The organism is Roseibium sediminicola (assembly GCF_023156505.1).
GTDB lineage: Bacteria > Pseudomonadota > Alphaproteobacteria > Rhizobiales > Stappiaceae > Roseibium > Roseibium sediminicola.
Window position 1 is genome coordinate 1 of sequence record NZ_JALNMJ010000046.1, and the last position, 13,079, is coordinate 13,079.

At 53.5% G+C, this 13,079-nt stretch carries 14 protein-coding genes; 10 read left to right on the forward strand and 4 right to left on the reverse strand.

The genetic code is table 11. The annotated features are described in order from the left end of the window. Positions 1-163 precede the first annotated feature (163 nt). Positions 164-874 carry a transposase gene (locus M0H32_RS28800; RefSeq protein WP_248160154.1) on the forward strand — a complete coding sequence of 237 codons (711 nt, stop codon included), beginning with the start codon at positions 164-166 and terminating at the stop codon, positions 872-874. A gap of 27 nt (positions 875-901) precedes the next feature. Here M0H32_RS28800 and M0H32_RS28805 read toward each other — a convergent pair whose 3' ends face one another. The 4 genes from M0H32_RS28805 to M0H32_RS28820 form a co-directional block, all read right to left on the reverse strand. Continuing rightward, complete coding sequence (locus M0H32_RS28805; protein ID WP_248160155.1) at positions 902-1,876, reverse strand: Gfo/Idh/MocA family protein; 975 nt, start codon at positions 1,874-1,876, stop codon at positions 902-904. 359 nt (positions 1,877-2,235) lie between these two features. Next, a complete protein-coding gene (locus M0H32_RS28810; protein ID WP_248160156.1) occupies positions 2,236-2,898 on the reverse strand; it encodes an aspartate/glutamate racemase family protein in 663 nt (220 codons plus the stop codon). Then, entirely contained in the window at positions 2,888-3,667 is a 780-nt protein-coding gene (locus M0H32_RS28815; RefSeq protein WP_248160157.1) for a hydroxypyruvate isomerase family protein, read from the reverse strand. The genes M0H32_RS28810 and M0H32_RS28815 overlap by 11 nt, the downstream gene beginning before the upstream one ends. 10 nt (positions 3,668-3,677) lie before the next feature. Beyond that, positions 3,678-4,406, reverse strand: a complete 729-nt coding sequence (locus M0H32_RS28820; protein WP_248160158.1) for a GntR family transcriptional regulator — start codon at positions 4,404-4,406, stop codon at positions 3,678-3,680. Between the two features lie 125 nt (positions 4,407-4,531). On the opposite strand from M0H32_RS28820, the gene M0H32_RS28825 reads away from it, so the two are divergent. The 9 genes from M0H32_RS28825 (at position 4,532) to otnC (ending at position 12,732) form a co-directional block, all read left to right on the forward strand. Next, positions 4,532-5,350, forward strand: coding sequence for an ABC transporter permease (locus M0H32_RS28825; protein WP_248160160.1), 819 nt, complete (start codon positions 4,532-4,534; stop codon positions 5,348-5,350). Positions 5,351-5,354: 4 nt separating this feature from the next. Next, positions 5,355-6,113, forward strand: coding sequence for an ABC transporter permease (locus tag M0H32_RS28830; protein ID WP_248160162.1), 759 nt, complete (start codon positions 5,355-5,357; stop codon positions 6,111-6,113). Between the two features lie 73 nt (positions 6,114-6,186). Beyond that, a complete protein-coding gene (locus M0H32_RS28835; RefSeq protein WP_248160164.1) occupies positions 6,187-7,221 on the forward strand; it encodes an ABC transporter substrate-binding protein in 1,035 nt (344 codons plus the stop codon). 3 nt (positions 7,222-7,224) lie between these two features. Beyond that, entirely contained in the window at positions 7,225-8,001 is a 777-nt protein-coding gene (locus tag M0H32_RS28840; protein ID WP_248160165.1) for an ABC transporter ATP-binding protein, read from the forward strand. A gap of 39 nt (positions 8,002-8,040) precedes the next feature. Continuing rightward, the gene (locus M0H32_RS28845; RefSeq protein WP_248160166.1) at positions 8,041-8,970 is read left to right on the forward strand and encodes an SMP-30/gluconolactonase/LRE family protein; all 930 of its coding nucleotides are present in this window, start codon (positions 8,041-8,043) and stop codon (positions 8,968-8,970) included. Positions 8,971-8,975: 5 nt separating this feature from the next. Continuing rightward, positions 8,976-9,701: an SDR family NAD(P)-dependent oxidoreductase gene (locus M0H32_RS28850; protein WP_248160167.1), complete on the forward strand. Its 726-nt coding sequence runs from the start codon at positions 8,976-8,978 to the stop codon at positions 9,699-9,701. Positions 9,702-9,710: 9 nt separating this feature from the next. Further along, a complete protein-coding gene (locus M0H32_RS28855) occupies positions 9,711-10,778 on the forward strand; it encodes an isocitrate/isopropylmalate dehydrogenase family protein (protein WP_248160168.1) in 1,068 nt (355 codons plus the stop codon). After that, entirely contained in the window at positions 10,775-12,076 is a 1,302-nt protein-coding gene (gene otnK, locus M0H32_RS28860; RefSeq protein WP_248160169.1) for a 3-oxo-tetronate kinase, read from the forward strand. Before M0H32_RS28855 ends, otnK begins: the two co-directional genes overlap by 4 nt. Further along, a complete protein-coding gene (gene otnC, locus M0H32_RS28865) occupies positions 12,073-12,732 on the forward strand; it encodes a 3-oxo-tetronate 4-phosphate decarboxylase (RefSeq protein ID WP_248160170.1) in 660 nt (219 codons plus the stop codon). Before otnK ends, otnC begins: the two co-directional genes overlap by 4 nt. Positions 12,733-13,079 lie beyond the last annotated feature (347 nt).

The window sequence follows — 13,079 nt, forward strand, 5'->3', positions numbered from 1 at the left end:
AATCACCGCTGGCCCGACACTGCTGCGTTAAATGGAGACTACGCAGCATCGGGCCAGCTCCTCACAAACAAGGGGTCAGTTTTGGAAGCCGATAAGGGGTCAACATTCAATGCCGATTGACAATCTGCCGTTTGCTGGTTTCCAATAACGAGGAGAACAGAACATGTCGAAACGCAGAAATCACGCTGCGGGCTTCAAGGTTCGCGTGGCGCTGGAAGCCTTGAAGGGCGAGCGCACGGTGTCGGATCTAGCGGCCGAATACGGTGTGCATCCGACGATGATCCACCAGTGGAAGAAGGCGCTGCTAGAGGGTGCATCGGACATCTTCGAACGAGGCGGGAAGAAGACGGCCGAGATCGATGAGGAGACAGTTCGGTCGTTGCACGCCAAGATCGGAGAACTGGCCGTCGCCAAAGATTTTTTTGTCCAGAAAGCTCAAGCCCTGGACCGGCAAGTGAGGTGCAGGATGATCGAACGCGACCACCCCACGCTGTCGATTGGGGCACAATGCCGCCTGCTGTCGATCTCGCGGTCGTCGTTCTATTACGAGCCGCAAGGCGAGATCGAGGTGAACCTTGCCCTGATGTTCCTGATCGATAAGCAGTTCCTCGAGACGCCCTTCTACAGTGTCCGGCAGATGACCTGGCACTTTCGGAACGAAGGGCGTCCAGTGAACCAGAAGCGCAACCGGCGGCTGATACGGCTTATGCGCTTGATGCCGATCTACCAGAAACCGAACACCAGCAAGCCCACTAAGGGACACATGACCTACCCCTATCTGCTGGGCGGGCTAAGGGGCGGCTGGGGCCCACCTATTCGCTTCCGTCGTGATGCTGGCATCCATACCCATTGTCGATTTGGGAATGGAGGATAGTTTGGGGGTCTATAGAGCCCTCCATTTCTACTGCCTATCAAATATTGAGTTCAACATGAAGTTTACGTGTCTGCCTTCTCCAACACTGCAAGGATTTTCCTCATTATCCAGGAAATGGGCAACCACTCTCTCGATAAACGGTTGGTGGACATGAGCCGGATCCGGCAGGCTTATTTCCTCCACCTTCTCGCCACGCTGGAGAACTACGGGAGATGGGCTAAAAAAACTCATAGACACTGAGCCTTCTGTACCATGAACAGTTACGCGTTCCTCGTTTCGATCGGACGCGTAACAACACAGCCCAATTGCCGATGTTGTTCCATATTTGGCGATGAATGAAACGAGTTTTTCCGTACCGTTAAGATCAAGGCTCGTTTCAGTAGCGCTCTGAACCGACTGGGGTGCGCCAAAAACATAATTCAACCAGTCTAGAGTGTGTGTTTGCATGTCCCAAAAGTAGCCGCCACCGCCAATTGAAGGATTGAGCTTCCAATTTTGTGGAGGCTTGGAGGCGGAGGGTAATAAGTGACGGATTTCGACGAAATTCGGTGTGCCAATCGCACCGCTGAATACACACTCTTTCAGCTTCTCAAAACGGGGTAATGCGCGCCTGTAGTAGGCGACACATAGTTTTTTGCCGGTCCGTTCCACTGCCTCCCGCATAGCGTCGCACTCAGACGTGCTCAAGGCCATAGGTTTTTCTACGAGTACGTTTTTGCCAGCCTCCATTGCCTTGATTGCATATTCGGCGTGTGTCGAAGGCGGAGTGGCAATATAGATTGCATTCAAAACAGGATTTTGTAGTAAAATGTCAATACTGTCTGTCCAATCCGGGACATTGTGACGCAATGCATAGTCTTCAGCTTTGATACTGTTTCTGCGCATGACCATTGCGACGTATGATCGGTCAGTAATGCGTAGCGCGGGGCCGCTCTTGACTTCAGTGACATCGCCGCATCCCAAAATGCCCCAACAAACCTGATTGATTTTTTCAAGAGACATGACCTGAATAATTCCTCGTTATCGTAGTAATATCGAAGCTTCTGGTGGCTCGCTTGATAGTTATTTTTAACAATGATCGCGCGGTTGTGCCAGATCAATCAAGCTAGCGTCGATTAGGATTTGGATCGGTCTTTATGAGTCCACACCTAGTGTGGTGAATTTGAAATTCGCCTCATTGTTGCAGCGACCATCGAAGCGAATTTCAAATTCGAAAACCACACTAGAAACATATGCTTGCTAGTCACCCTTTTGAATCTGAAGCTCGTTCCGAGTGTGCCGGGAAATAAGACGAACTTCAGATTCGGGTGACTAGCGCGCGAGCAACTCGGTCTACCAAGTAAGGTGTGGTGCGCCCATCATCACTGAAGTTTGTTCTTTAGCGATTGAACTGCGCTTTTGGGACTGGTCAACACAGGGCAGGACACAACGGAGGAAACACACTCTTCCGCGCGCGCAGTCGAAAAATGGGCAAGTAGCAGAACGTCAATATTTTTAAGTCTAAGTGCCGCTTTCTTACAGAGATCGTCATGAAGGGCACCATCTCCATTCCTCAGCGCCTCGATCGCCCCGTCCGCAACCAGAACTTCCAGAGTGGCATGGGGATTCCGTCGCTGTTTCAATTCGTCGAATTCAGCCTTCATTGATTGAACTGCAGGTGCGAAAGTACCAACCATCCCAACGTTAAGGCCGATTTGAAGTGCCTGCTCGAACATTGCCTCATTAGGCTTCAGGACGGGTGCCGGTTGGAAGGCTTTCGCTGCGTTCTCGATTGCAGCGCCGAACGCAGAGCATGTGAACAGGACGCCGGATGCTCCAGCATCAAACGCGTAGCGGGTCAGGGTCTCAAATCTCGGAAGAAAGGACGTGTCCGCGCCTCCTCTTCGCGCAGCGTCAGTTGAAAGCTTGCTTTCAAGAAGATCGAAAATCTCGGCCTCTGGCCACTCTTGCGAAAACGCTTCATGGATAGGGGCGATTGCTACATGCGTGGCATGAATGAGACCGACGCAGGCGTTATCGGACATAGTGCTGTCTCCAAACGAGGCCATTGGACGTGTTGCCCGAAGGAACATATTCCAGGCCGACGACCCCGTCGTACCCGGATGAATCAAGCAGCGAAAACAGTCGATCAAACTCTATTTTTCCCGTCCCGGGTTCATGACGCCCCGGTGCGTCGGCGATCTGGATATGACCGATCAACCCCGAGTAGTCCTTGTAGAAGTCAACTGCATCGATGCCCCTGTTGTGAGCATGGTAGACGTCGAAGAGAAGCTTGACGTTCGGTTTTGCAATTTCCTGAACAACTTCAACTGCGTATGCCGGATCGTTCATGAAGTAGCCAGTGACCGCATTGTCGTCGATTGGTTCGATTAGCAAGTACATATCAGCCCTGGTGGCCATTTCCGCGGCGATAGCGATCCGGCTTGAATACACTGAGCGGAGCTGCTCCCGTTTTTGCCCGGCCGGCACCGTTCCGGACATGACATGGAGAAAGCGGCAGGACAGCTTCTTCGCAGCAACAATACCGCTTTCGACACTTTGAATGAATTCAGCTTCACACTCCGGAAGACAGGCAAACCCTTTTTCATGACCTTCCTTGGTGCCGACGGGTGCCGCAATTTGAGCAATCTTGAGGCCGTTGGTCTGCGCCAGTTTCAGGAATTGAGAAATGCCGATGCCGTAAGGGGCAGGGTGTTCTATCCAATCAAAACCTGCGTTGCTCGCGGCCGAAAACCGTTCAACCGGGTCGAGCTCGTTAAAAAGATAACCTAAATGGGCGCAAAAAGTTGGCATAGTCAGACTTTCAGAGATCGTCGGGGGAATAGGCGGTGTATCTGAGAACAAATGGCTCGCAATAAAAGGCTTCACCGACCATTAAAGGACTGTCCAATTTGCTAAACATGCGATGATTTCTTCGCAGAAGAGGGGCGCCGACTTCGATATTGAGTTTTTCTGCCATTGAAGGACCGGCAACGACTGCTCTTAAGGAGGCTTCCATCCTGCCAATTTCCTGTGGGATCAACCGGGCGACGAGCTCGTGAGTTGAGTGTCGGTCAAGATCGTCAACGGTCAAGGATTTAACAAGGTTTTCGTCGAAGGTCCTGCGTTCCAGTCCGATTACGCTGTTGGCTACCAGGCGGAGCCTCTCAAAGGTGACGATTGTTGCACCTTCCTCAATGTTCAGGGAATCGGCCAGTTCGGAACTGGCGGCCTGTTTGTTCAAACTTAAGAGGCGATAACTAACTTTTTCGCCATGCTGGGAAAGCTCTTCTTCGAACGAGGTGACACCAAGAACTTTCATTGATGCGGTATGCGCCTTGTCCGAAACGTATGTTCCGCTGCCGACCCGCTTTTCAATACGCCCTTCATGTACCAGCCTGGCCATAGCTGACTGGACAGTGGCGCGACTTGTCTGGAATTGCTTGGCAATTTCCTTTTCAGCCGGAAGGCGCATTCCAGGCTTCAGAACACCAGCCTGCATCTGCTGTTCAAAGTGGTCCTGTATCAGCTGATAGACGGGAACTGAGTCCACACTTCTCTCCAAAAACTTTCTGTTGACTCGAAAAGGACAGTCCTTTATCAAAAGGACATGCCTATATTATCGAAGGTGCAGGTCCTTTGCAAGGGCCGCAGTTTCGGCGGAGGAGGAGATTAGGTGTGAATGGAGGCTCCAGTGGCGCTGTGGCAATTGCTGCGCCCCGAAAATCCGGAATCGATGTGCTGCAACGCATGACCAGGAAGATCCTGCCCTATGCGGGATCTGTCATCTTGGGGCTGCTGCTATGGCAGTTCGCAGCTTCGTTTCTGCCCGGGGTTGTTTTTGCATCGCCCGCGCGTGTTTTCGAGCATCTCGTAGGCGCGTTCGCGTCGGGGGAGTTGCCGATCCGATTTGCACATTCCGTGCAGCACATGATCCTGGGAATGTTGCTGGCGCTTCTGGTAGGAATTCCGGTCGGCATGATTATGGGACGCAGCGAAACGGCATTTCATATGCTCAATCCTGTCGTAACCGCAATCTTTTCCATTCCGTCCGTCGCCTTCGTGCCCTTTCTGATTATCTGGTTCGGGATCTTTTTCGAAGCACGGGTGGCTCTGGTGTTCGTGATGGCTGTCTTTGACATCATCATCACCGTCACCGCAGGTGCCAGAAACATTGAGCCCAGGATAATTCAGGCAGCAAAGAGCTTTGGGGCAAGCAGGCGGCTTACATTTACGCGGGTTCTCTTGCCTGCCAGCCTGCCCTTCCTGATGACGGCATTGCGTATCGGAGCAATCCGCTCGGTCAATGGCATGATCACCGCAGAACTGTTCTTCGCGGCTGTAAACCTGGGTGAATACATGGAAGACGCCTCGGCTGCCTTCGATTCTGCCGCCATGCTCTCGGTGGTGTTTTGTCTCGCATTGTTCGGGCTGCTTATCCAGGAACTCATCAAATATGCCGAAACCCGGCTTCTGCCCTGGCATGTGAGGGACTGAGCAAATGACCCGATCACACATCCTGTTTCTGAACGTTTCCGGCATAGCAGTGTCTCTGGTTCTTTGGGAAATTGCCGGCCGCATCGTAGGACCGAGCCTTTTGGCGGCTCCTAGTGTTGTCATTGGAACATTTTTGGACCTGTTGTTTCAGGGCGATATGCTTCGCGAGCTATTTGGTTCGTTGCGCCAGATGCTCGTTGGATTCGGCCTTGCCTGTATCATCGGCATGCCGCTTGGTGCCCTGATGGGACGCATTCGCCTGGTTGATGCGCTGTTTCATCCCTGGGTGAGCATGGTCGTCGTAACCTCTGTGGCTGCATTGGCCCCCCTCTTCATTCTGATATTCGGCACCGGCTTCGAATTTAGAGTGGCCATCGTGTTTGTCGCATCCTTTGGCTACATCGTGCTCACGGCTTTTCATGGTGCGCGGGGAATCGATCCCAAAATTGTCGATGTTGCAAGATCGTTTGCCGTAGGGCCTTTCGAAAGCTACAGGCAGGTTATCCTGCCGGCGCTGTTCCCTTACCTGATTACCGGAGCGCGTCTCGGGTTGATCCATGCAATCCGAGCCATGGTCATGGCAGAGATGTTCGTACTGGTCGGATATGGCGGTCTTATCTTCCAGTCGGGTCAAGAACTGTCGACGGCTCCACTCATTTCGTACTTGGTCTCACTTATGGCTGTAAGCATTTTGGCGAACTCTGTGCTCGGTTGGACCGGGAGACGGCTTGCACCGTGGTACGACTCAAAAATGTCAAGATAGTCAAATGGTTACGGATTTTCGCCGCCTAGGGAAGAAATGAATTGAGGCGGGAAACAGAGAAGGAGGAACTCTGATGTTGAATAGACGTACATTCGTGAAATCGGTAGCTGCCGGAACTGCAGTGCTCGGTGGGAGCGGCCTTGGCCTTACTAAGGGGCTTGCGGCAGGTGCTGAAGCGCTGGTGCTAAACGTTCCAGGTAATACGCTTGGCGTGCATGTTCCCTATATGGCGGCGATCAACGAGGTACTTCCCGAACAGGAACAGCCAGCAGGCATCTGGCATCGGGTTCCCAAACTGCAGACCATCACCCAATCTATTCTCGCCGGCGCAGTCGATATCGGCGCAGGCGATGCAATCTCCACACTTCGCGCTGTAGAAGCTGGCGCGGATCTCAAGATCATTGGCAACGCTTTCGTTCACACCAGTCTTGTCTTTGTGGTCAACGCCGACAAGGTTCAAGAACCCAAAGATCTTGAAAAATCGGATGTGATGATTGCCGTGAATTCGAAAGGCGACTTCACCCACGTCATGGTAGTCGGGCCGATGACCCAGGCGGGCGTCGATATGGACAATGTCAGCGTCATCAAGATGGGTGGCTCCGGCAACCGGATGCGTGCGCTCATGGCCGGCAAGGTCGACGGCGTACCCCTTCATTTCGACCAGGCGGCTGAGCTTGCGGCAACCGGCAATTTTAAGGTGCTGATCGAGCCCGCCAAATTCTATGACACCTTCCTGGGTGAAGTATGGATCACAAGCGGCGAATGGTTGAAAAACGCTGACAACCGCAATCGAGCGAAAGAGCTGCTGAAGGCCACGATCACCGCGTTCAGGCGCACGAACCGTTCCCCGGAATGGTATGCGGAGATGTACCGCAAGTACGGCACCAAGGACAGTATGAAGACCGCTTCTGCCGAAGAGATCGAAGTCGTCAGACAGGCATTGGGCGTAGATATCGGCTGCTGGCCGGATAATGGCGGGCACAGCAAGGCGGTCTACGAGAAACTCCTGCCAGTCTACAAGTCTGCCGGTGCAATCAACGGCTCGGTCGACCTTGATGCTGTCGTGGACACATCACTGGTTGAAGAAGTTCTTGCGGAGATGAACTGAGAAATGAACGCTAAACTTGAGCTTCGGAATCTCTCCAAGAGTTTCCCGCGTGGAAAAGCGGATCCCATACACGTGGTTGGGGATTTCTCGCTTCATATAAAGAACCTTGAGTTTTTAGCGGTTCTTGGGCCGTCCGGCTGCGGTAAATCCACGCTGCTGCGGCTGATAGACGGCCTCCTCCCGGCCGACCATGGACACATACTCATGGATGGCCGGGACATTACCAATGTTACCGGCGGCGAAGGCCGGGGAATGGTTTTTCAGAGCTTCGACCTTTTCCCTTGGAGGTCGACCCTGAAAAACGTCGAATTCGGCCTCGAAGCACAGGGGGTCGCAAGGGCTGAACGCGAGGATATTGCGCGGCACTACATCAATCTGGTCGGCCTGTCCGGCTTTGAGGCTTCCTACCCTCATGAGCTCTCAGGCGGAATGCAGCAGAGGGTGGGATTTGCGCGTGCGCTTGCCATCAAACCGGAAGTCCTCTTGATGGACGAGCCTTTCGGCGCGTTGGATGTGCAGACAAGGGACATTCTTCAGAACGAACTTCTCGACATCTGGGAAAAGGAACAAAAAACAGTCCTGTTTGTGACTCACTCGATCGAGGAGGCGATTTATCTCGCAGACCGTATTGCGGTGATTTCACCAAGACCGGCAAAGGTTGATCACATGATCGAGGTGCCATTCGAGCGCCCCAGACACGAGGCCATCAAGTCGGATCCCAAGTTCCTGGAGATGCGCCAGGAAATCTGGCAGATCCTGAAATCGGGAGTTCAGGTCTGACATCCAGAAAGACCTGATACGAAACACAAGAGGATTGCAATGTTCGCCCCACCTCCCCAGGAACAGGCCCGACTGTTTGCGAAACTGCCAGAGGAGTTCTGCCTGAAGGGACGCTCGTCGGCCTGGCTTTTCGGGAAACGCAATAAAGACATCGGGTCTTTCCTTGAGGGACCGGTGCTGGAAGCCGATGGCAGTCTTCTCGTTGCTGACATTCCGTTCGGCCGGATCTTTCGGCTGACGATGGATCGAAAATTTCACTGCATTGCAGAATATGAGGGAGAACCAAACGGTCTAGCACTCGACAGGAATGGGCGTCTCTGGATTGCCGATCATCGCAAAGGTCTTTTGAGTTTCAATCGTGACACCGGAAAAATCCGCACTGAACTGGGGCGACTGCGGCGACAAGGGTTTATGGGTCTGAACGATGTCCAGTTCCATAGCAACGGAACCCTTTTCTTCACAGATCAGGGGCAGACCGGGATGCACGATGCGAGTGGAAAATTGTATGCCAGGCGGCCAGATGGGCGAGTGGAGCTCCTGGTCGATACCATTCCTAGCCCCAATGGGATGGCTCTCAGTCCAGATGAGCGCACCTTATATGTTGCGGTAACACGCGCAAACCAGGTCTGGCGCGTGCCTCTTCACGAAGATGGCAGCACAACAAAGGTCAATATTTTTCTGCAACTTTCCGGGGGCTATACAGGACCGGATGGGCTTGCAACCGATGAAGCCGGCAACGTCTATGTTTGTCATTGCGGTATGGGATGTGTTTGGGTTTTTGACGAGATGGGATGGCCCAAGCGCAGAATTGATGTGCCCGACGGACTCGATGTGACGGCAGCCTGTTTCGGCGGCCCGGACATGAAGACGCTATTCATCTTGGAATCCTCCCGAGGTGCGGTTTACACAGTCGATTGTCCGGCCGCCGGAAACCCAACATTCGCGCAAGGCGCGTTGGAAGGGAGCTGACGCCGATGTTCAAAGTGCTTGTCACCGGTGCCGCGAGGGGGCTTGGCTATGACATCGCCAGCGCATTTATTGGAAACGGGGCGAAGGTGTTCGGCCTTGATGCCGATGCGGGTCAATTGTCCAAAGCCGCCAATCAGCTCGGAAAAATGTTCGTGCCGTTTCGGTGTGACATCTCGGATCGTGAGTTGGTCGGGAGCGTTTTGCAAGAGATTGATCAGCTTGATGTTGTTGTGAACAACGCCGCAATTGTCATGGCTTCACCATTCGAAAACTTGGCACCCAGCACATGGGATAAAGTGATCTCCGTCAACCTGACCGGCGCTTACAATATCCTCCATAATTCGGTTCCAAAGCTCGCCGAACGAGGGAGGATCATAAGTATCTCTTCTCACTCTGGACAACGCGGCAGTTTCGGCAGAGCGGCGTATGCCGCTTCGAAAGGTGGTCTGGATGCGCTGACTCGCGTTCTTGCTGTTGAATTGGCAAGCCGCCAAATTACAGTCAATGCAATTGCACCTGGTCCGGTAGAAACACCTCACTCCAAGAATGCGCACAGTGAAGCCCGCAGATCCTCTTGGGCGCGTGCCGTGCCACTTGCTCGTTACGCAAACACTGATGAAGTGACCAGTCTCGTTACATATCTGGCAAGCCCGGAAGCAGGCTTCATAACGGGCCAGATCATCTCAGTGGATGGCGGTTTCACAGCGGCCGGCTTGACAGACACTCTATAGGAAAAACTGATGGATATTCTTGTTTTACCGGGCGACGACATCGGCCCGGAGATCACTGCCGTGACCCTCAAGGTTTTGAAGACCGCCGACGATCTCTTCGGCTTAGGTCTGGAATTTGAACAGAAGGATGTTGGTGTCACTGCCCATCGCGCCGAAGGGAGCACGGTACCGGAGCATGTGTTGCAGTCTGCTCTGCAAGCCGATGGCATCATCCTGGGTCCGGCAGGAATGACTGCCTATCCTGAAGGTTCTGCGGGCTGGATCAACGTTCCAGGAACGATCAGGAAGAAGCTTGATCTGTTTGCCAATATCCGCCCCGCGCGCAGCCGCCCGGGTGTACCGCGGGCAAAGGAAGGCCTGGACCTTACAATCGTGCGCGAAAATACCGAAGGTTTCTATTCGGACCGGAACATGTTTCGCGGCATCGGCGAGTTCATGCCCACCGAGGATCTTGCGCTTTCAGTCCGAAAAATCACGCGTCAAGCCTCGCATCGGATTGCAGCGGTAGCATTTGAAACCGCCCGCAAGCGCAATTCGGCCGTTACGGTTGTCGGAAAACGCCATGTGCTCCAAATTTCAGACGGTCTTTTCATGGACGAAGTAAATGCAGTGGCGCGCGATTATCCTGAGGTAAAACTCGTTGAAAAGGATATCGATGCGGTTGCCGCGGAACTCTATTCGTCTCCGGAGAATTTTGGTGTCATCTTGATCACCAATATGTTCGGAGACATCCTGTCAAACCTTGCGGTGGCGATGTCGGGGAGCCTGGGGCTGGCTGCGTCCTTGAATGCAGGTGAGACGCGGGCTGCCGCGAACGCGGGCCACGGCTCCGCACCTGACATTGCGGGCAAGGGTATTGCTAACCCGTTGGGTCTGGTTCTTTCGACAGTCCTGTTGCTTGAATGGTTGGGGATCCGCCATGAGAAGCAAAATTTTGTCGACGCAGCCGTAGCGATCTCAAAAGCGGTAGATTTCGTTCTCGCTGATCCTGGTTCGCGTACAGGTGACCTCGGTGGACGCGCAGGTACGGCTGATGTCGGCGCTGCACTTGTCAAGGCCCTGGGGAATGCAGGATGAATGCCGGACTTGGCTGTATCGCCGATGATTTTACCGGCGCTGCGGACCTGGCTGCCCTGCTGGCCCGCTCGGGAGCTCAAGTAAACCTTCGAATTGGGATCCCGGAAAAAGAGGCCTTGCCACGGGCGGACTGTGAGGTAATTGCGCTGAAGTGCCGAACAATCGACAGAAGGAGCGCGGTTGCAGAAGCGCGGCAAGCTTTTGATTGGCTGAAAGCCTCAGGTGTCAGCAAATTCTTTTGGAAGTACTGTTCTACGTTCGATTCTACCCCTAAGGGTAATATCGGCCCGATTGCTGAAGCCTTGATGTCAGATCTGGGGGCCAGCCAGACGATCTATTGCCCCGCTTTTCCGGAGAATGGCCGGAGCGTATTCATGGGCCACCTGTTCGTCGGACGACAGTTGCTTTCCGAAAGTCCGCTCAAGGACCATCCTTTGACTCCGATGCGTGACAGCTGTCTTCTGCGGCTGCTGGAACCCCAGGTCGATGGGGCTGTGGCCTTGATAGACCGCAACACCATATCGCTTGGGCCGGACGCGGTGAGGGAGAAGCTCAAAGAGCTCCGGAACAAAAATGTTGCCAATGTTATCATGGATGCCATTGTTCCCGCAGACCTTCAGGTCATAGCCGAAGCCTGTCATGACATGCCCCTGCTCACTGGCGGATCTGCCATTGCAGAACCCTTGCCGAAGCTCATGGGAATGGACAGTCTGAAACCTGCAGCCTCAGGCCCCTGTCAGGTGCCCAGGACGGACAGAAAGGCGGTGGTTCTTTCGGGCAGTTGTTCTGAGATGAGCAACCTTCAAGTCGAGACCTATCTCAAGACCGGAGTACCTTCCTACCGGCTCGACCCGGTCGAGATAAGCAAACATGGTCCTGGCGAGGTTCTCGCTTGGCTCCGGCGACAGGATTTTTGTGTCGCACCTCTTATATATGCAACGGCTGAACCGGACAGAGTGAGACAGGCACAAAGCCGCTTGGGGCCGGTTCGAGCTGGCGAACTTGTAGAGCAAGCAATCTCCGACTGTGCAGTCGCTGCCCGAGAAATTGGTGTTGGCCGGATCGTTGTGGCAGGTGGAGAAACTTCCGGGGCTGTTACCAAAGCTCTAAACGTTACCAAGCTTCAGGTTGGGCCCGAAATTGCTGCTGGAGTTCCATGGTGCTTTTCCAGGGATGCAGACCAGTCGATTGCACTTGCTCTGAAGTCTGGGAATTTTGGAACGCAGACTTTTTTCAGCGAAGCTTTGGGATTGCTTGACGGAGGCAAGGCGGGGTTGCCTGACGAGGGGGGGGTATGAAAGGGGAAACTGCGGCGCGAGAACTCGTTTGTACCCTTGCGAAATCAATGTTTGATCGAGGATTGACCAGTGGGTCCACGGGAAATATTTCCGTTCAGACAGAAGATGGTGGTCTGCTGGTTACCCCGACAGGTTCCAGTTTTGGCAGACTTGATCCTGCGGCGTTGAGCAAGTTCGATAGACAAGGCAATTTCGTCAGCGGTAGTCCTCCAACGAAGGAAATGCCCCTTCACCAGGCGTTTTACGAAACCAGATCAGGGACAGGTGCGGTCGTTCATCTTCACTCCTGTCATTCAGTGGCGCTATCTTTGCTGCCGGACGTAGATACGGAAGACTTCCTGCCACCGCTGACACCCTACGGGATCATGAAACTGGGCCGTGTCAAGCTGTTGCCGTTCTTCTTGCCCGGCGATCCGGCTATCGGTGAAGCAATTCGGGGTTTGGCGGGCAAACGCAGCGCGGTAATGCTGGCTAACCACGGTCCGGTTGTTGCCGGAAAAGATCTTGAAGCGGCTTGCTACGCCATCGAGGAGCTGGAAGACACTTCACGGTTGGCCATTCTGACGCGCGGGCTACATCCGCGCCTGATAAACTCAGACAACAAGAAGACACTATTTGGGCTTCACCAATTGAGTTCTCAGCAGCCCAATGCGTGAATTCAATAATTGTGAATCTTCTTTTCAAATTTCGAGAAAAGGCCAATATATTGAGGTTTTTGGATTGAATACTTATTGTCAACTGTTAATTCGACCAACAAATTTTGCGAAGCTCTTTTTCAATACAGAATGCACTGTGCGCCCTTGTCGCAAATTGAACCACTTCACTTGAGAAGCGCATTGCGAGAACACGATGCGCTGCTTTTTATTGCGAGAGTTTTGTCTCTAGCCCGCATTTCTCACAGTGTTGTCGCTTGATGGGTTTCCGTCGGGCAGTTTTCTGATTGTGTCGGGTTACCGGTTTCAGGCCGAGCGGTGCCGCCGCCGCGTTTTGCGGCGGTCGGTTT